Source organism: Methanomassiliicoccales archaeon, from assembly GCA_014361295.1.
Taxonomy (GTDB): Archaea; Thermoplasmatota; Thermoplasmata; order Methanomassiliicoccales; family JACIVX01; genus JACIVX01.
The window spans coordinates 284,702-302,657 of the sequence record JACIVX010000001.1; the positions used below are offsets into that span (position 1 = coordinate 284,702).

The 17,956-nt window shown below is 44.0% G+C and carries 17 protein-coding genes and 1 other RNA gene; 3 read left to right on the top strand and 15 right to left on the bottom strand.

Features of this window, described 5'->3' with window-relative positions:
- Positions 1-53: 53 nt before the first annotated feature.
- Positions 54-2,798: a tetratricopeptide repeat protein gene (locus tag H5T41_01405; GenBank protein MBC7107445.1), complete on the bottom strand. Its 2,745-nt coding sequence runs from the start codon at positions 2,796-2,798 to the stop codon at positions 54-56.
- Between the two features lie 139 nt (positions 2,799-2,937).
- On the opposite strand from H5T41_01405, the gene H5T41_01410 reads away from it, so the two are divergent.
- The gene (locus H5T41_01410) at positions 2,938-3,522 is read left to right on the top strand and encodes a DUF835 domain-containing protein (GenBank protein ID MBC7107446.1); all 585 of its coding nucleotides are present in this window, start codon (positions 2,938-2,940) and stop codon (positions 3,520-3,522) included.
- Here H5T41_01410 and H5T41_01415 read toward each other — a convergent pair.
- The 6 genes from H5T41_01415 to H5T41_01440 all read right to left on the bottom strand — a co-directional run bounded on the left by H5T41_01415 (position 3,422) and on the right by H5T41_01440 (position 8,473).
- Positions 3,422-3,961 carry a DUF835 domain-containing protein gene (locus tag H5T41_01415; GenBank protein ID MBC7107447.1) on the bottom strand — a complete coding sequence of 180 codons (540 nt, stop codon included), beginning with the start codon at positions 3,959-3,961 and terminating at the stop codon, positions 3,422-3,424. The genes H5T41_01410 and H5T41_01415 overlap by 101 nt on opposite strands.
- Before the next feature lie 363 nt (positions 3,962-4,324).
- Positions 4,325-4,405 carry a hypothetical protein gene (locus tag H5T41_01420; protein MBC7107448.1) on the bottom strand — a complete coding sequence of 27 codons (81 nt, stop codon included), beginning with the start codon at positions 4,403-4,405 and terminating at the stop codon, positions 4,325-4,327.
- Positions 4,366-4,545, bottom strand: coding sequence for an isoaspartyl peptidase/L-asparaginase (locus H5T41_01425; protein ID MBC7107449.1), 180 nt, complete (start codon positions 4,543-4,545; stop codon positions 4,366-4,368). The genes H5T41_01420 and H5T41_01425 overlap by 40 nt, the downstream gene beginning before the upstream one ends.
- The gene (locus H5T41_01430) at positions 4,523-4,726 is read right to left on the bottom strand and encodes a hypothetical protein (GenBank protein MBC7107450.1); all 204 of its coding nucleotides are present in this window, start codon (positions 4,724-4,726) and stop codon (positions 4,523-4,525) included. The genes H5T41_01425 and H5T41_01430 overlap by 23 nt, the downstream gene beginning before the upstream one ends.
- A gap of 117 nt (positions 4,727-4,843) precedes the next feature.
- Positions 4,844-6,163, bottom strand: coding sequence for a TrpB-like pyridoxal phosphate-dependent enzyme (locus H5T41_01435; GenBank protein ID MBC7107451.1), 1,320 nt, complete (start codon positions 6,161-6,163; stop codon positions 4,844-4,846).
- A gap of 504 nt (positions 6,164-6,667) precedes the next feature.
- Positions 6,668-8,473, bottom strand: coding sequence for an adenosylcobalamin-dependent ribonucleoside-diphosphate reductase (locus tag H5T41_01440; protein MBC7107452.1), 1,806 nt, complete (start codon positions 8,471-8,473; stop codon positions 6,668-6,670).
- Positions 8,474-8,720: 247 nt separating this feature from the next.
- Between H5T41_01440 and H5T41_01445 the strand changes: the two genes are divergently transcribed.
- Positions 8,721-8,957 (top strand): hypothetical protein, encoded by a 237-nt coding sequence (locus H5T41_01445; protein ID MBC7107453.1) that lies wholly within the window; start codon positions 8,721-8,723, stop codon positions 8,955-8,957.
- Between the two features lie 56 nt (positions 8,958-9,013).
- Positions 9,014-10,183: a UxaA family hydrolase gene (locus tag H5T41_01450; GenBank protein MBC7107454.1), complete on the top strand. Its 1,170-nt coding sequence runs from the start codon at positions 9,014-9,016 to the stop codon at positions 10,181-10,183.
- Positions 10,184-10,267: 84 nt separating this feature from the next.
- On the opposite strand, the gene H5T41_01455 is transcribed toward H5T41_01450, so the two are convergent.
- The 8 genes from H5T41_01455 to H5T41_01490 all read right to left on the bottom strand — a co-directional run bounded on the left by H5T41_01455 (position 10,268) and on the right by H5T41_01490 (position 17,917).
- Positions 10,268-10,972 (bottom strand): radical SAM protein, encoded by a 705-nt coding sequence (locus tag H5T41_01455; protein MBC7107455.1) that lies wholly within the window; start codon positions 10,970-10,972, stop codon positions 10,268-10,270.
- 59 nt (positions 10,973-11,031) lie between these two features.
- Positions 11,032-12,093, bottom strand: a complete 1,062-nt coding sequence (locus H5T41_01460) for a hypothetical protein (protein ID MBC7107456.1) — start codon at positions 12,091-12,093, stop codon at positions 11,032-11,034.
- A 56-nt stretch (positions 12,094-12,149) separates the two neighbouring features.
- Entirely contained in the window at positions 12,150-12,620 is a 471-nt protein-coding gene (locus H5T41_01465) for a DUF835 domain-containing protein (protein ID MBC7107457.1), read from the bottom strand.
- Between the two features lie 186 nt (positions 12,621-12,806).
- On the bottom strand, positions 12,807-14,441 hold the full coding sequence (locus tag H5T41_01470) for a phosphoenolpyruvate carboxykinase (protein MBC7107458.1): 1,635 nt from the start codon (positions 14,439-14,441) through the stop codon (positions 12,807-12,809).
- Positions 14,442-14,523: 82 nt separating this feature from the next.
- Positions 14,524-14,853, bottom strand: a complete 330-nt coding sequence (locus tag H5T41_01475) for a cupin domain-containing protein (GenBank protein MBC7107459.1) — start codon at positions 14,851-14,853, stop codon at positions 14,524-14,526.
- 83 nt (positions 14,854-14,936) lie between these two features.
- An RNA gene (gene rnpB, locus H5T41_01480) (RNase P RNA component) lies at positions 14,937-15,228 on the bottom strand.
- A gap of 392 nt (positions 15,229-15,620) precedes the next feature.
- Entirely contained in the window at positions 15,621-16,730 is a 1,110-nt protein-coding gene (locus H5T41_01485) for a hypothetical protein (protein MBC7107460.1), read from the bottom strand.
- Positions 16,727-17,917, bottom strand: a complete 1,191-nt coding sequence (locus tag H5T41_01490) for a hypothetical protein (GenBank protein MBC7107461.1) — start codon at positions 17,915-17,917, stop codon at positions 16,727-16,729. The genes H5T41_01485 and H5T41_01490 overlap by 4 nt, the downstream gene beginning before the upstream one ends.
- Positions 17,918-17,956: the final 39 nt, after the last annotated feature.

Genomic DNA, 17,956 nt, shown 5'->3' on the forward strand with positions numbered 1-17,956 from the left:
TACCTACTGTATCCCCCTTTTTCCTTCTTTCTTTTTTTGAAAAAAGCTCAATATCATGCAGGCAAATTCGATTCAGATTTTAGATCATCAGTAGTATTATCCGGTAATAGACTGATTGTAGCCTCAATCTCTTTCCTGAGGTTATCATAACCATGAGTGATAGCTAATTGGAATGCTTCGTTGAGAAGCACCCTAGCCTGCAAATATTCTCCATTTTCAATGAAAACATGGCCGACTTCAAAAAGCCAATGACTGAGCTTTAAAGGTACATTAAGTGATCTCAGAATTTCAAGGGCCTTTTCAAATTGATCTTTTGCCCATTCCCAATTTTTCTTGTACGCGTATAAATACCCTTTGTACAGATGCATCGTGGCAATCATGATCTTATCGTTCAATTTTCTAAAAATCACGATCGCCTTATCCAAAGTTTCTTCAGCCTTAATGAAATCCCTTGTCTCGATGTAAAGTGCTGCCGCATTGGAAAGAGTGTACCCAATTGTATTCAAATCTCCAGCTGAACTAGCGAGATCAATTGCTTTTTCGTTCATCTGCAAGGAACGATCAATTTGTTCTGTAAGCCTGTAATCATTACCTAGGCTCGTACAGACTTTCGCAATTTCTCTTGCATCTCCCGTTTTTTCAAGAATTTCAAGCGCTCTTTTCTTGTATTTTATTGCATTTTCGTAATCAAGAAGCTGGCCGTAAACACGGCCAAGACCGTAGAGTGCTTTTCCAAGACTGGTGTCTTCGCCAATTTCTTCAGCGATTCTTTTGGCCTTTGAAAATAGTTCGATTGCGTCACGATAAAGACCTTTCCTTTCTGCGATTCCTCCGAGGTCATAATAAATACTCGACAGTGCGTGCTTATCATTGTTGAGTAGAGCTATCGAAAGGCTTTTCTCCAGCATTGGCTGAGCTTGATCGAATTGAGTTCTCTTGAGATAGATAGATCCGATTCTTCTGCATGTTTCCGCGATTGGACGCTTCCCGATTACTTCCTCATCAAAAGAAAGAATTTCATTGTAGGAAATGAGAGCATCATCCCATTCCCCTTGCATTTCTTTGATTTCACCATAAGTCAAAAGTAGATCGACTTTATCGTGAAGATTTATATTCATAGGCTGAGTAATGAGCATATCGATAAGTGGTGCAAGATTAGAGGCATAACCTTTCGAGATGATTTCTTTTCCAAAGCCAACTATGATTTGAACTGCTGTCATCCATTCTCCTGCCATCAAGCTGTGGTAAAGTGCCTCGATACACGAAGGCGCAGAGGTATCTCCCAAATAGAATCGTGCAGCTGCTTTGTGATATGTCGCTTTCTGTCTAGGCGTCAGTCGCGAATAAAAGAATTCCCTGAGGAGGTCATGCATACCGATCATTCGGCCAATCGATTCTTGCAAAAGGAATTTCGAAAGGAGTTCGTCAAGTGTGTCGTGATCAACGACATAATCCCTATATCTCATTTGCGTAAAACCCATACCAGATTCCTTCGCGATTTCCTCCTCCATGATAAAAAAAGCATCGACCGGCACTGGATATCTAAACACAGAGGCGATCTCTAAGATGCGTCGCTCCGCAAGATCCAGTTTCGAATAAACTTCTTGTTCAATGAACATTCTCATATTCTTATCAAGAATCCCGCTAGGTTCTTCGATCAATTCGAGAAAGAGCGGGTGCCCTTTCGTTGCCTTGACGAGATCATCAAAATATCGATCTGGAATCGATCTGCTCTTGAGTATCTTAATGCTGCTCTCTCTGTCAAGTCCCTCAAGCGCAATCTCTTCTACAAGCCCACTGAAGACGTCTTTTCTCGTATAGAAGTTAGGAATTTCGCGGCTCGTGCATGCGATTTTGATGCCAGGAAGATGATCGATAATTCCTAAAATCGCTTTCAAGAGTTCAACGATCCTCGCATCAGCCTTATGAACATCGTCGATAAGCAGGAGGGCATTAGCATCTTTGAGATCCGTCTCGAGTATATGGCATATCTCGCCGACAGATGGATTTTCTGTCTGGGAAATAAGTCTCTCCAAACCCTTTTTGCCCATTTGAGAGAGAAACTCTGCGAGTGGTGTCAAGAGGATTTTTTGCGTGACCCACTCGTTTAAACGGTACCAAAAGACATTGATCCTATTCCTCACTTCCTGTGCAAACTTTGCCAAAAGCGTCGTCTTACCGATACCTGGAATTCCATATACCACGATCACTTTGGTTCGATTAGATTCCAAGAAATCATTCAACTTCTTCAGTTCATTCTCCCTACCAACAAAGGTCCTAATAGTTGGTTTTCTGTCTGTGTAATCAACGAATCGCCTCTCCTCTTTAATTTTCATCTCATGGAATGCCGCACAGTCGAATCGACCCCTAATGACGCCCATCGCCAGTTCGAGAAGCGTGTAACTTTTTGGAAGAAAAATGTTGAGATTTCCGACAGATTCACTCGTTTCGTTGCCGTTGAAATCAATAACAGTAACTACGGTCTTTTCGATCTCTTCTTTCAAGGTAAGCGCTCTTTTGAATCCTTTTGGCGTGAGAGCGTAAACGCGTCTCACACTCGGTAATCCTTTGACATGTTTTGTTCGAATTTCTACATCGCCCTGGTTCGCAAGCGAGGTAACGATCTTCGATACATTATTTCTCCCGATATTTGTTGCTGACGCGATTCCTTCTTGTGTGATCGCCCTCGGAGCTGTATCATCCTGATAGAACTTGTGATATGCAAGAAGGTGAAGAATGACTCTTTCATCACTGCTGAGAAGATATTTTCTACTGCAGCGGCGCGCGCAGCGATTCACAAGATATTATTAGTCTTATTGGAAAAAAAGTTTCGTAATAGACGTTTAGAATCGAAAAATAGCATGCTCAAATCGGGTTTAAATATTTCAAAGTCAAAAAACCGACACGAAAAAAGAGAATTTGATAGGAGGACATCGGATGCCAGTTTCTGAAGAGATGTTGCGAATATCCCTTGTTGTTGAGAATTACCCTCGAAAAGGTTTTCACGTTTTGGCAAAATTGATGGAGGGAGATGGACGTGGATTGTGCATTACCCGCCTTCATCCCGAATATGTATGCAGTAAGTTCGATCTCAAGAACGTCAGATGTTATTGGCTCAGCGGGTGTAAGGGAAAACAAATCATTTCGCCAAAATCCCTTGGTCAATTAACCAGGGTCGTCAAAGCGTGGCTAAAGGAGAATAGGGACTCGGTCGTATTCCTTGACGGCCTTGAATATCTCCTTATTTGGAATGATATGGGAAGGATAATCAGTGCTTTGAACGAATTGGATAAAGCACTTTTAAATTCAAATTCGAGTATGTTGATCTGCATGGACCCACTGACATTGGAGCAGAAAGATCTCAAAAGAATCTCATCAGTACTAAAAATGCACAGCGCTGAGGAAATACTTGATCATCTTTCTAAGATACAATCTCAGCAAATCTGCGAAGCTTTGCCAGTGAACGCTGATCAAACAGTCGAGGATCTACTGCAACCACGAGAATTGCACGTGATTCCATAATAATATCATTGAGCTGCTCAACAAACATCTGCAGTCTCGAAAAATCATTGAACAATGAAAGATATTCTAGACCATCGAGGAAAACGACTGCCGATTTTTCTTTCTTTACAAATGTGGAGATCCTTTGCAGCAATTTTCCAAGTTGCTGTGGCGAAACACTTCTTTCGCTTGGTCTTTCACTTAACCATATTGCTTCTGTGATCTCCCCGATAATTTTCTCTCTAATAAGATCAGGATGAAGACGAGAAATGAACAATATTTTTTCTTGTGAATTTGAAACCGATTCCGCTACTTCAAGAATTTTTGTTTGCCTCTCGTCGACAACAAGATATGTTCTGCAACAATCCAGCGTAATACTCTTATTTTTAAGGCAAATCGTGATGAATCCGATTCTTCCCTGGCTAAATCCCATCGACGCGGCGCTTTGCAGTTTCGGCACCAACCTTGTTTTGACTATTTTTCTATTAACAATTTCCCTCTATTTAATCATTTATTTGAGGACGATTGCAGGTGATTTGATTTTATCGTACAAATATAATATGGCCAGTAATCGCATTCGCCTTGTCCTTTCATGGTTATCATGTTCTCGACTTCATGGTACCTCGCCTATCAAAAATGATCTATCGGCTTCATTGACTTATTCCAGGAACTTCTCCTTTCTCATTGATGTAAGCAAAAGCCATATATCGTGTGTTATATGGAAATCCGATTTGTCTCTCTTTATCCAAAACGATCAATCCTCCGAGCCAATGAGCTCGCGACTCAAGAAAATCAATAGTATTCCTTGCTGTATTCATAGGATTTAATCCTGTCCTAGGAGTTCGCAGACTCGCCTTACCAGAGCTACACACATGATCGTCTCGCCAGGACCCGTAGCTGAAATACCACCGCTTTTATTATCAGCGTAGGTACCGTCCCGACTATGGAAGAATCACCGTCTCGCCCAGCCATTTTCTTTGGTGTCGCACCAGTGGAAGTCGCCGCAAAGATCAATCTATTGCTATCGATTGCGACTGCGCCCACCGTCCCCCATTCTCACTTCTTTGTTTTTTTCATTTTCAAATAATTCACTCTGATCGTAATCTCGCCGGGATCTGATGATCTGCCACCGTTTGGGTTCCGAATCCATCAGTAACTCGTCCGTTGAAACCATTTCTATTCCAATCGATCCTGCAAATTTCAATGTTCCATCACCAAGGAGCATATGATGTGGTGAGGTTCCAAGAGTCTTTTAAAGACTTGAGTTTGTGCGTAGAAATAAAAAAGAACCTTTGCATCTGATGCAAAGGCACCTCAAGAGAAGGCGAAGAGCTTTTCAGCGTTATGAGCTGTTCATTTTTCCGCTGAGAAATGTCGCATATCCGCCGAGATCTAAAAGCCCGTGACCAGACAAATTGAAAACGATGACCTTCTCTTCCTTTTTCTCCTTCGCCTCGAGCGCAAGATCGATCGCAGCCTTGATAGCATGATTCGTTTCTGGAGCAGGGATGATTCCCTCTGCGCGTGCGAAGGTGACGCCTGCAGCGAACGTTTCTTTTTGATCATACGCTACTGGTTTGATCACTCCCATCTTCGTCAGGAGGCTGACCGTTGGGGCCATTCCATGGTATCTCAATCCACCTGCATGGATTGGTGATGGCATGAACTCGTGTCCTAGCGTATACATCTTTAGAAGAGGTGTCATTCCAGCTGTGTCGCCAAAATCATATTCGTATTTTCCACCAGTTAATGACGGAACTGATTTCGGCTCAACGGCGATGAATTCAGTATCGATCTTTCCTTTCAGCTTTTCGCCAATCATCGGAAAAGCAAATCCGGCGAAATTGCTACCGCCCCCGACGCATCCGATCATGTAGTCTGGGACAATATCGAGCATTCTTAGTTGCTGCATCACTTCAAGTCCAATAACTGTTTGATGGAGCATGACATGGTTCAGCACGCTTCCAAGACTATATTTCGTATTTTTTCCTTTGACGGCTGCTTCAATCGCCTCAGATATCGCAATACCGAGGGAACCTGGGTGATTTGGAGATGTCTGGTTGAGCTTTTTACCATATTCCGTTTCCATGCTGGGCGAGGGGAAGACACGTGCACCATAGGTTTCCATCACATGTCTACGATACGGCTTCTGTTCGTAGCTTACGCGAACCATGAACACCGTGCAGTTGAGATTGAAGATCGAACACGCGAGGCTTAATGCCGAGCCCCACTGGCCTGCCCCCGTCTCAGTCGTTAAGTTTTCCGTGCCGTCCTTCATGTTATAGTAAGCTTGGGCAACAGCTGTATTGGGTTTATGGCTGCCGCATGGGCTCACGTCTTCGCGCTTGAAATAAATCTTCGCTGGCGTCTTCAGGTATTTTTCCAGGCGTCTAGCTCTTTGCAGGGGAGTTGGTCTTCCCAGAAGGATGAACGCTTCTCTGACTTCGTCAGGGATATCGATATACCTTTCTTGCGAAATCTCCTGCCGGATCAAGCTGATTGGAAAGATGGCCTTCAGATCATCGGGTTTTACAGGTTCCATGGTTGCTGGATGAAGTGGAGGCGGCAAAGGCTCCGGGAGGTCCGCAACGATATTGTACCATTTCCTCGGAATATCTTCTGTTCCAAGAATAACTCTTGAATCATTCGATACATGGGTCATTGGGGTGTTGGTAATATTCCAGGAATATATAACATTTGTGTGAAATGATGTACACATATGTGCTATATTTAAGATTAATCGTTGAACGCAAAATAATCACCAGTCAGGCGAAAACGCTAGTAATCAGAAAAGAAGAAATGCCGACCTCACACCAATCTTAGGGGGAGGAAACTGCCGTAGGAAGGCTGGCTAGTTGGGGTTCGGAAAGATAGGTGAAGCCGGCACCGGGGGCTCATCGTTAATCTTTTTTCAGTAATTGTTCGGGAGCAATCTGCGTGGAGTTTTTTGATTTAGCTAAATATAAATATAGTGCAACCTTTATCATTTTTGATAATATCTTTCCCGAAAAGCACCCAAGATTTTTAGAAAAGAGGGGTTCGATATTTGTCGAAGAATGACTAGAATGAGGATAGAAATATTTATTAAAAATCGGCTTCTTGGAAACCGCCGGCGAAATTGGTTTCTTTCTGGTTGGGTCTTTTCTTAATGCCTATATTCTTGAAATTACAGATTCGATAGACCGCACACGCTGCAAACGAATGTTCCCTCTTCTACCCTGAGAATACCTCCACAATCAGGACAAGTCAGACCGCCCCTCGCGGTCGTGAGGACCTGTCCTGGCTTAGATCCCTCGCGATAAACGGTAATCCCTTTGCATTTCAAAGTAAATGCGAGTTCGAAAATCTCCCTCACTTCCCTTACTGTACTCGTCGACGGCATATTGATCGTTTTTGAAACCGCGTTATCGACGTATTTTTGAAAAACAGATTGCATCCGAACTTGCCGCTCTGGGGGCACATCGTGTGAAGTTAGGAAAAGTCTTCTCACATCCTCCGGAATTGAGTCGAGATGCTGAATTGAGGTTGTCGAAGAGAGAGAATCGATGAGCTCAGCGCTATAAAATCCTCTCTCTTTAGCAATCCGGATAAATTCTGGGTGTATTTCCCTCAGATGCTCACCCTCGAGAACATGTCGAACATAGTAAATCGCGTACAGCGGCTCAATACCACTCGAGCAATCTGCGATGATGCTGATTGTCCCAGTTGGTGCGATGCTCAGGATCGTCGCGTTGCGCCTTGGATGCTTGTAAATGCTTTTGTCAATGTTCGGAAAGCTCCCGCGTTCCTCACCGATTCTCTTAGTCGTCTCCTCACCCTTTTTCCTGATGAAGCTGATCACCTTCTCAGCAAATCTCATCGACTCATCCGAGCCATAAGGAATCCTCAATTTTAGCAAGGCATCAGCAAAACCCATCACTCCCAGTCCAATCTTTCTGTTACCCCTTGCGATTTCGCTTATCTGGGGAAGCGGATATCTGCTTGCATCAATCACATTATCAAGAAATCGGATACCAGCGTCAACAAGCTCCTCAAGTCTCGCCCAGTCGAGTTCACAATCTCCCCTACTCTCCCTAATTAGGCGCGAGAGGTTTATCGATCCAAGGTTGCAGGCCTCGAACGGTAAGAGTGGTACTTCGCCGCAGGGATTCGTTGCTTCGATAGATCCAAGGCCAGGCGTGGGGTTCGCCGCATTAATCGTATCATAAAAAATCATCCCTGGATCACCGGTCTTCCACGCATAGTAACAGATTTCATCAAGCAATTCTGATGCGTTGACTGTGCTCATCACCTTGCCATTGCGGGGATTGATAAGATCGAAATCTTCTCCAAGTTCCGCTTTTTTCATGAATTCATCCGTTACACTCACCGAAATATTGAAATTCGATAGAGAACGCAGATCTTCCTTTGCCCGGATGAATTTTCTGATATCTGGATGGTCGATTCTGAGGACGCCCATCGAGGCACCCCGTCGCCGACCGCCTTGTTTGATCGCTTCAGTGGCAGCATCGAAGACTTTCATGAAGGAAACAGGTCCAGATGCAATTCCACCTGTTGATTTGACGATGTCTCCCTCTGGCCTTAACTTGGAAAAGGAGAATCCTGTACCGCCTCCGCTCTGATGAATGAGGGCAGCGTATTTGACAGCATCATAAATGCTCTCGATCGAATCTTCAACGGGAATAACGAAACAAGCCGCAAGTTGTTGAATCTCAGTCCCAGCATTCATAAGAGCGGGTGAATTAGGCAGAAATTCGAGTTTTCTCATCATGAGGTAAAATTCGTCAGCCTCCGCCTCGACGCTCCTTCCATCGCGATAGAGCCTGTTGACGGAGGCGATATTATCAGCGACCCTTCGGAACATTTCATCAGGGGTTTCAATGACCTTGCCAGTTTCATCCTTCCTCAGATATCGTCTTTCTAACACTCTCAACGCATTCGTGGTAAGTTCTGGAAATTCGCGGCGAGTCATATAACTTTATCAATTCGATTAGCGGCTTATTTAATCTTTCTTTATAGAAAAAATTAGAGATTGAAATCTTTTGAATTTAATCTAGTTTAATAGCATTTCAATCATGCCTTTTAGTTCGAAGATGCGCAATCGGTCAAGAAAGGTGAATTGAGATCGATTAGGTTTTAACGATTCACATCAAAGCTAATGGTCGAAAGATGATATTAATAGGGTTACAAACATTCAGATTTAAGAAGGGAGTTTAATGATGAGATTTGGAGTTAACACGCGATTGTCTCCTGCTCAAGTCATTGAGAAGGCTATCGATTATTTCGGAAAATTGGGACTCACTATCGTAGAACGCGGGGAGAATTCTGCTCTACTGCAGGGTGGAGGAGGTCATGTGAGGGTCATTGCATGCAAAGACGGTACAACGGATGTTGACATCATATCGGAAGAATGGGATTATCACGTAAAGCAATTCATACAGCGGATCTCCGAGTGAATTAGCGAGGTCATATTTAATTTGAATTCATATTCAGTGGACGTGAGATATTGACAATCAAAAAGAAGACATTCAAGGGATATGAAAGGCCGGATGGAACCTTTGGAACGAGAAATTTCATTGGCATAATATCCACGGTTGTATGCGCAAATGAGGTCTCGAAGCGAATCTCATTGGCAAAAAAAGGAATAAAATACTTCACTCACGGGCAGGGATGCGCGCAAGTCTCGATCGATTTGAAAACAGTCGAGAAAACCCTTTCTTCTCTGGGACAGAACCCGAATCTAGCCGCGATCATCCTCGTCGGGCTTGGTTGCGAGAGTATTGATATTCAGAAGGTTGCTGACGGAATATCGCATTCTAATAAACCTGTTGAGACGATTGTGATACAGGACGTGGGCGGGGCAAAGCGCGCTGTTGAACTCGGCAAGAGACTCTCGTCGAGATTTTACGAGGAATACTCGACGATGAAAAGAAAGGACACCGACATCATGAATCTCGCTGTCGGTCTCAAGTGTGGTGGTTCCGATACAACGTCAGGTATCGCTGCAAATCCCGCGCTTGGGCTCGCAGTCGATCAGCTAATCGATCTCGGTGCGACCTGCGTTTTCGGCGAAACGACGGAGTTCATCGGAGTCGAGGAACTTCTGGCTGCGCGTGGAAAGACACCTGATTTGAAGGATCTGATTTTGAAAACGGTACTTCATATTGAGGAGAGGGCAAAGGCAACGGGTGTCGATATGCGCGGAGGGCAGCCGACCAAAGGGAACATTAAAGGTGGGCTCTCCACAATCGAAGAAAAGTCCCTCGGTGCTGCTATCAAGACTGGAAGCAGAGGAATCGATGGGGTACTTCAATACGGTGAGAAAATCTCAGGAAAGGGGTTATTTTTCGTCGATTCGCCCGGAAGAGAGCCAGAACTTTTAACTGCGTTGGCGGCTGCTGGTGCAACGACTATCGCCTTCACGACTGGAAGGGGCGCACCTCAAGGCTTTCCGTTTGTTCCTACGATAAAGATCACTGGTAATCCAAAAACGGCAAAAATGTTGGCAGACCATATAGATATTGACGTTAGCGGCATTCTATCTGGTGATTTAGATTTGAATGATGCGGCTGACATTATTCTTCAGGAGATTCTGGCGGTGTCGTCTGGAAAGCCCGTCAAGGCAGAAAAGTTGCGATACGATGAGTCAATGAACATTTACATTACTGGTCCAATTCTTTGACGTATTGATGAAGAATATGTCGCGATTTCTCTTTTTAACATATAGGCTATCCATCACCCTCGTTCACTAGATTGCCCTTTCACCTCAATTTGCCATAAACTCATTTGCAAAACCTTTTCCCTGGACAATAACTTTTGGAACATGTTCGAGCATGATACGTGCCATTTCTATCATCTCAGATTCAGAGGGCGTTGGCTCTGTAATACCTGCAAATGGAGCGTCGTTTTCTGGATTGCTTAAAAATTGGTAAAGTAAAACTTCAGATGCTATCCCAGCGATCTGCTTTCCTATGCGGTCGATTGCTTTCTTAGTTACGTATCCTGGAACGACTCTGATCCAGATCCTTACACTTTCCCCTCTGAGGATCTCCAGTGATCTTTTCAAAGCTTCTAGGTATTTTCGCGCACGATCCTCAGGGAGATTTGTGAGTTCGGTTGTGCAGCGGAGGTCATCAAGTGGGCACTTGATTTCAACAACATATTTCTTAATCAATCCTTTCGTTTCAATGAGAAAATCTGGATCGTAACCGCTTGTTTTGAGTATTACTCTTTTATTCATACGCTTCAGTCGCTGGAGCAATTCGATTAGTTGCTTCTTTTGAATTGTTGGCTCAGCGCCGCCGATGTAAATTTCTGAGATCTTCGGTTCAGAGACAAATTCAAGGACTGCTTCTAGTTCAAACTCTTTTTTTGGTTCTTTTATGTGCGTACAGTATGGACATCGAAGAGGACATCCGTAAAACTCGATTTTCGCACGGTCGCCTGCTTTTTTGAGTCCTATCAGCCTCATTGAATGGAATACGGACTGCAATCAATAACTAATTTATCGTTGCTTCATTAATCGTTAGATCAATCAATTTTTTGATTTTCCCTTTCATCCTTGAAGCCGGGAAATCTTCTGGCAGGAGAAGGCTTAAGCACTTTGCTTCCATCCGTCGTAATAAGCATGTTCGTAAGAGCGCTCAAGGAGCAAAGTGTTCCACGTCCCTGAATTGTCTCTTTTCCTGGAATCCTTGCTACTATGAGGCCATTCGCTGAAACCTCAATCTCCGTGCCGATTTCACTGAGTCTATGAAGAACAATGTTGCCCATCGCGCCCATCGACTTCTCCATCCAGCAATGCTTCATTGGGCAGAGATTGCAGTATGCTTTGAAGCGCTTGGCACCTTCTGGTGGAATGAATCCCGCGGCAATTTCCGCTTTTGTCGTGCTGTACGCAATGCAGCAACCAAGCACTCTGTCGGCCAATAGGTGGCCCCCCTCGTAAATGCTTGTTCTGACAGCGCCGCCCTTTGCCTCGTATCGATTTTCCACCTTGCGTTCGAATTTCAATCTTCCCGTATTTCTAGCTTTACTTAGCTTTTCTTTAACATACGCGGAGATCGCATCGCTTCTAGCCGCTGCCTTCGCGATTGCGCAAGTAGGACAATATGAAACGGATGAGGTCACAATGAGCTGGTCATTCCTGTCAAACATCCGTGCAACGACGCCGAGCCCTTCCCTCCTAATGAGCGTACGCCCTCCCATGTCATTAATGTACTGGAGCGCGATGACTGAAGGCGTCAAAACGCGACCATAGCCAAAAAGATCTGCAACCGCATTTATTTCCGAGTCCTCGGTGAGGGCGTCCCTTCTTAAATTCTCTTTCAAATTTCTCGGGACAAGGTCGGCATCAATCTCAGCTGCCAAGACGGCAGGTGACCAAACAATATCAAATCCTTTGCCGATTTCATTCCCCTGATCATCTTTAATGATCGCTAAGATTCCATTTGGTTCTTCATATGCAGAAACCAAACCACCTTCGCTAGTAATGGCCTCAAGCGTGCCATGACAGATCCCGCAAGCTCCCTCAATTTCTCTCAATTGCTCTGTCCGTTTCCTGACTCGCTCCGGAAAATCCCTCGATATCATTCGTCAGCTTTATTGAATGGCTCTATGATGAAACTTTCGAACGAAAATACGGCGGCTCACATATAACTGGAAATAACCTCATCGGAAATATTTTGAAGCAAATTTAACTGGTTTTCAAACTGAGTTTTCGGATCAATGCTGATCAGCATACTATTGCCGTTCGTACTGATCTTATTCTGAACATTTTTTAAAATCTTCAACACAGGGACGAATCCGTTCCACATCTGGAGAACTTCGATGCCGTTCAAAACAACAATACTGGCCTTATTCTCCTTGATGAAATTGTCGACATAGTGCTCGAACAGGGTTAGATTCATAGGCGGGATGCAATCATTCCTGGGTCGCGGATTCAACCATTTAATCTGCAATCTTTCGGGATCGAAGTTTAGCTGAGACCGCAGTAACTCCGGAGCATTTTTCGATATGTAAAGAACCTTTTTACCTTCAGCAAGCTCCTTTCTCAGAATCTGATGGGTTCTCAGAGGGACTCTCTCGATAAAAAGGTATAGTTTTCCTTTTGTAATCATTTTGATGCTCCTCCAATTAATTATGTCAAGTGATCTCTATTGATACGCGTTTCTCGATAAAGCATCAATTTCAGCCCCTGTTTAATGATAAAAAAGCGGAATATTCGATTTCACGCCGTTAAGGAAGAATAACTAGCGTATGCGTAAATTGTGACAGATCAGCACCGTCTCAAAAATTTTGTTTCATCAGAAACTGAACTCTTCCAGGATTTCAGGATAAAGATTCTTGAAACGCAGTAGATATTCTCTTCTTTCTCGTTTAAGATTTTCGACAAGTGCGAAAATCTCCTCCTCCGAATAGTAATTCCTCAGTTCGAATCTTTTCATGTCCACGCCTTCAACCTCTTCGGGTACCAGTGTGTTAAAGTATGCCTCTTTCCTCCACCTAATCGTTCCTCTGCAGATGTTCCTGATGATCGATGCCATTTCGTGGATTTCTACCCTTGTTGCCTTTCTAACAATTCTTTTCGTCCCATCGCTTTCGGTGACCGCGAGTTCTCCAACACCACCGGTGTTGAGCTGATAGCATTCCACACTATTTTCATTCTCTTCGAGAAAATCATAAAACCAGTTTCCTTCATCCGCTTCATCGCCCACGATGAAAGGGTTCATACCAACGACTCTGATTGATTCCCCCGCTCGCCTAGGATCACCGCCACTCGATTCAACGGATTCGCCGAGCATGAATGCACCTGCTGCCTGTGCTTTATTAAGTTTTGTAACAATTGGCAGCACAGTGTTACGACGTGTGATGAATGCGATGATCAGTTTATCTAAATCGCGAATTGGAGGAAGATTGATTTCCTCGTTCCTCCATTCTCCCAGATCGTCAAACTGGATAATGCCCCTTCCGTTTCCAGTGAGAACATCATCATCGAAGTAGACCTTTCCCGTGTAATCGACCATGACGTTTTCCAAGATCGCGTTTTTACTGGTTGCCGCCTTATAGAGAAGTGGATGTACGTCTGGATTCAAGCCTTCGGTTTTTATGTAAAAGCCTCTTTCCGTACCGAAAGTCTCACCAGATTTTTTCAGAAAGATAACATCATCTTGGACGATTCTGACTTTTTCACCGGGCTCGAGAAGCCCGTGGTGATGGCAAGAGTGTGTTGTCTTCCCCGTCGCCGTAAGCCCGAAAATGATCATGCCGAGTTTCTTGATTCTTCCATCACCGCCTCTCGCCCAAATCATTTTTGCACCTGCGTGGAGGCCTAGCATGTTGTGTTCCTTTGCGAGATACATTCCCATGCGCAGAAATCCTTTCTTTATTTCGCCATAGTAATCGCTACCAAGGACGATCGTGAGATGTTCCTCTGGAAACACGAGGATTTGGCGATCCTTTTCCTGCCATTCGGGAAGATCTACCAGATAAATCTCAGGTCCAGGTCTATCAGATCGTTCGAACAAGGTCTTGTAAACCATGTATGCGAGTCTTACATAATCAGCACGGTATCTTGAGATAATCAGATTGCAGTGCGGATTAAAAGTATCATTATGTCCCATCGTTAGCGGGATGTAATAAAGCGGTGCTTTCTGAAGATACCTTGCAACCAGTCTCATCGTCTTCGGCCACTTTTTCAGGATTTCTTGCTGCTCTCTAGTCAACCCTTTCTGACGGACTCTCTCGTTTCCTATATAAACCGTGAGACCCGCGCTACGATTTCTCACAGCCGAGCAGAAGTTGTAGTTTCCGAATTCGGTGAGATTCCCGTAACTCTCACTTAACCGCCTTAGTTGCTCCGCTGTAGGTATCTGCACATTCGGCATCTCAGGCAATTTCTTGATCAACTTCATAAATTCAATAATTTGAATTTCGCTCAATCCTCTGCCTCCATCTCTCTAAAACATTACTCTGCACTAAATGGCTTGCAGGATTTTAACTGTTTGATAATGAAACAGAAATTCAACGATCTTTGTACTCATCCCGCGGTGGAGAAAAAACATCTACATTAATGCAGTCCTCGAGTGCCGTCGTTGAATGTTCAACATTCGGTGGAATATAATAACCATCTCCTGCGCCAAGAATATACTCCTGACCCCCGATAGAGACACGGAGTACGCCTCGTTCTACGAAGCCTGTCTGTTCGTGAGGATGCATGTGAAGCGGAAAGATTGTGCCCTTTGGGAGGAAGTATTCAACGATTTGTGCCTTCTCACCACAGGCAAGCATTCGTCTCCTCACACCGGCAATAGGCTCGAATTCTGTCGCTTCCTGATACCTAAAAATCTTCATTTTAATCTCTCCATGAAGTCGGTTCCTCATGATCGATTTACTCTTTGATTTTCCGGTCTAAGTGCTCACCAGGTGTGGATGCCAGGTGAGGGTAGTAGGCCCCCTTCTGTTTCAGGCAGCATTCAACTGAGCGCCCTACCCGCCAGTCCTGAGAGGTCATCCCGGCTGTTTGGGCTTGCTCCGGTGGGGAGTCGCCGTTTCACCAGATCTCTGACCAACGTCATCGCCGAGCGAATCATCCTCGGTCAGAGCTGTGTCGTTTCTGTGCCCTTGCCTGGGCTCTCGCCCAGCCACTTGCGTGGCCCACCTTCTCACGGAGGGGGGACCTTCCTCAGCGAGGGTCAAGCCCTCACCGTCAGCTGCCCTCCCTCTCCTGGCACATTAACGAGAAGATTTCTAATATTTATTTTTGTTCATCCAATTGCAATTAATGGGTTGTCAAGAGAGGCTTTAAAAGAGGTAAGGATTTTTGTTACTACTGACAGTCGAATTACATCTTGCGTCGTTTGGATTTGAGATGGGCCTGAGAATTACCTGTTGATGATCTGCCTTTCAGTTGTCACTAATTAATTGATAAAGCAGATAGTCTATATCATTTGATGTTGTGAAATCGGTTCTCCTTGCAATTCTCTTGCTGATATTGTTGTCAATTCGGTTCTCGCAAGTCTCACTATGTTAATATTTGATAGCACTTTTGTATGACTTCAGGAATATGATAATCGACTAATTGAAACTCAGCGATCTCTGAGATTATTAGTTCTAATGAATCAGATTGGTTGTTCGACATAATAAACCAATGCAGATCTTTTAGCTAGCCCTTCGGTTAAGAGTAACAGATTCCACACATTCAATGCGAGGCCATTGCACAAAAGAAACGAGTTGTACTCTCTAATGGCCAAAGGTCTCGCAATTTTGGCGACTTTATCCCAGTATTCGCGCTCTGCCCGCTTCATATAACAGGCAATGTCACGTGCGCACCTGAGAGACTCTCTCCCGTTCCTTTCAAGTATCGATTTTTTCGTCCTCAAGAGAAATGAATAACAACTCCTCATATCGGACGAAATGTCGTCCTTGAGATGTTTCACACAGTCAGGTAAGGCAAAATTCTTTGAAACAATATGCTGCTGAAGATATTCGACTGGATATCTCAATTCTTCCCTTTCAAGACCATAAAAATCACAGATGAGGCCAGTGATCGAATAAAGTGTGTCGCCGATCCTTTCAAGCGCATCGGCCATAGCCCATATCAAATTGAGCTCGGTAATCGAACGAGATGAAATATCTAATTTTGATATATTGCGCATAATCTGGAAAGCGATTCGGTCGATGTCCTCCTCTTCTAGCGTATAAAGAAGTCTTAATAGATGAATGCCTTTTTCTGGATTTGAATCGAAACTCTGGATCAGTTCCCAAACAAGGTTTTCGCCATCGCTGAGTTTGTCAAAAAGCAGAGAGATCAGCGCATGAGTTTCGTGGGCAATCGATGATCTGTTGATATATGAAACCATGTTATTATTAGATGTCGGCTCGAGGTTTTCATCGAGCATTCTAATGAGACTTCTTGATTCGCCGATAAGGGCATCTGTAAGAAGCGAGGAGTGCAACTTGAATTCATCTGCTCCATTTATATACGATGAGACGATGTATTCTTTGAGGTCCTCTCTGTCGATATGTTCAACAGAGATCTCGATTTTTTTTCGCGAGAGCTTCGGGGTGAGGATGAGATGATTTTCGATATTGAACATGTCGACCTCCCTGTCCTTTACCTGCTCGCCACTCCAACTCTTTATCCATTTTTTCGGTAGGTAGATTGAGAAACCACCAGAGCCTGCGCGCGTAACGCGTTTTCTCGTCTTGATCGTCTCATAATTCGTCATCGATCAACCTCTTCTTTTTCGCTCGCTTTTGGAAAATAAAATGTGACTGATAACTTTGCCAATTCTTCCATTTTAGTGATGATATCTGCAATTCTGTAGCCAATTCTGAGGATCTCAGCGATGTTAGATTCGATCTCACTTTTCGATTTCTTCGCGAGGAGATCATTGACGGCATTACTCAACAAATTCCCTAAATCATCACGAAGTTTCACTAGTTCCTCCTTTGTCGTATATGCCTTTTCAGATCCGTCCGCAAGCATGAAACTTCGAATTTTCTGGAGATATTTCCTGCACATTTCAAACTGAGAACTGTAAAGTTTACGGATATTTTCAAGATCCTCACTCACTCTGATCGGCGAGACTTTGATCTCGCCGAGCAACACGTCCGTAGGAAAAGAAAGACGATTGTGATCAATACCATAGATTTTACATATATCTCTCACGGTTCCGAAGATACTGTCGCTAATACTCTCAAGCAGGCTCGTTGTTAATACGATAAAGTAAAGATCGGAGATGCTCTCGATCGGTACCTCGATCCGCGATGCCTGCCTTAAGATCTGGAATGCGAATCTATCAACATCTTCTTCAAGAAGTCTGAGCATTTGCATAAGATGCAGTGCTCGTCTTTTATTCCTATCAAAATATTCAATCAATTCGATTGTCAGCTTGATCGCATCCGTTAGCTTGTCGAAGATCAACGCCCTCATTTGGAGAGCGCTTGAGGGAATGGAAGTTAGTGCGATGCTTCGGCTGAAAACGATTCTCTTCTCATCAGCGCTGAGAGAAATGCGCTCGTCAAGAAATCGCATAAAATCCCTCGCGCCCATGATCTGCTCATCCGAAAATCGGTCTTCTGCGATGAGCTCCGCCGACTCAAAGCCCCTCACATAGGATGAAAGTAAGAATCGCTTGACATCATCAACTGATTGGCTCGAGGTTCTTGATGAAATCGAGGAAACTTTGTGTACAGGGCTAATGATGAGATAGTCATCAAGGAGAAGGAGGTTGACATTTCTCTCTTTAGATTGCTCATCTTTCCATTTTTCAATCCACTTCTTTGGAATGTAAAGTGAATAAGCTCCCTTGCCCTGGGTAATTCTCTTCGTATATTGCCCTTTTGTAATTGAAAATCCCTCCTTGAATATATAGCCAATTTTTTGAAATTCCTTTAAAGGAATCAAGATCAAGTTGTCTATATGATAATTGCTTATTTTTTTCATTTCTAC

Excerpts from the sequence above, each read along its gene's own strand:
- H5T41_01410 (MBC7107446.1), top strand. The coding sequence starts at position 2,938 with ATGCCAGTTTCTGAAGAGATGTTGCGAATATCCCTTGTTGTTGAGAAT.
- H5T41_01430 (MBC7107450.1), bottom strand. The coding sequence starts at position 4,726 with ATGCTCCTTGGTGATGGAACATTGAAATTTGCAGGATCGATTGGAATA.
- H5T41_01435 (MBC7107451.1), bottom strand. The coding sequence starts at position 6,163 with ATGACCCATGTATCGAATGATTCAAGAGTTATTCTTGGAACAGAAGAT.
- H5T41_01440 (MBC7107452.1), bottom strand. The coding sequence starts at position 8,473 with ATGACTCGCCGCGAATTTCCAGAACTTACCACGAATGCGTTGAGAGTG.
- H5T41_01445 (MBC7107453.1), top strand. The coding sequence starts at position 8,721 with ATGAGATTTGGAGTTAACACGCGATTGTCTCCTGCTCAAGTCATTGAG.
- H5T41_01455 (MBC7107455.1), bottom strand. The coding sequence starts at position 10,972 with ATGAGGCTGATAGGACTCAAAAAAGCAGGCGACCGTGCGAAAATCGAG.
- H5T41_01460 (MBC7107456.1), bottom strand. The coding sequence starts at position 12,093 with ATGATATCGAGGGATTTTCCGGAGCGAGTCAGGAAACGGACAGAGCAA.
- H5T41_01465 (MBC7107457.1), bottom strand. The coding sequence starts at position 12,620 with ATGATTACAAAAGGAAAACTATACCTTTTTATCGAGAGAGTCCCTCTG.
- H5T41_01475 (MBC7107459.1), bottom strand. The coding sequence starts at position 14,853 with ATGAAGATTTTTAGGTATCAGGAAGCGACAGAATTCGAGCCTATTGCC.
- H5T41_01485 (MBC7107460.1), bottom strand. The coding sequence starts at position 16,730 with ATGACGAATTATGAGACGATCAAGACGAGAAAACGCGTTACGCGCGCA.